Below are 629 nucleotides of genomic sequence, written 5' to 3'. Positions count from 1 at the left end.
CAAGATTGCACAAGATTTAGGCGATTACAACCGAAAAAGAAAGTATGGCATGACCTTATTATTATCAGCCGGTGTCGATGAAGCGGGGCGCGGCCCGTTGGTCGGCAGCGTGTTTGCGGCGGCGGTGATTTTGCCGGAGCATTATGATTTGCCCAGATTGACCGACTCAAAAAAACTCAGCGAAAAGCGGCGTGATGAGTTGGCGGCGATGATTAAAGCACAGGCCGTGGCGTGGTGTGTGGCGAGTGCCGATCCGAGCGAGATTCACCAATTCAATATTCTGCACGCGGCCATGTTGGCGATGAAGCGGGCGGTGCAGGGCTTGGCGGTGCAGCCCGGAAAAGTGTGGATAGACGGTAACCGTGTGCCGAAAGATTTAGGCATTGAAGCGGAAGCGGTGATAAAAGGCGACAGCAAAATTATGGTGGTTTCCGCCGCTTCGGTGTTGGCGAAAACCGCCCGCGATGCCGAAATGTATGCGCTGGCCGAACGCTATCCGCAATATGGGTTCGATAAACACAAGGGCTACGGCACGGCGCAGCATTTGGCCGCCTTGCAGCAATTCGGGGTGTTGCCGGAACACCGCGAAGACTTTGCGCCGGTCAGGGCATTGTTGGCGCAAGGAAGGT

The 629-nt window shown here is 55.5% G+C and carries 1 protein-coding gene; it reads left to right on the top strand.

The window, feature by feature from the left end:
* Positions 1–49 precede the first annotated feature (49 nt).
* Positions 50–629, top strand: a 580-nt coding sequence (gene rnhB, locus ACFPVS_RS13685; protein WP_096296071.1) for a ribonuclease HII, incomplete at its 3' end; no start/stop codon positions are given.

It is taken from the genome of Neisseria weixii, assembly GCF_042658245.1.
In the GTDB taxonomy this organism is placed as follows: domain Bacteria; phylum Pseudomonadota; class Gammaproteobacteria; order Burkholderiales; family Neisseriaceae; genus Neisseria; species Neisseria weixii.
Note: the sequence above shows the minus strand (reverse complement) of the source record. Positions and strands in the feature narration are given on the sequence as shown.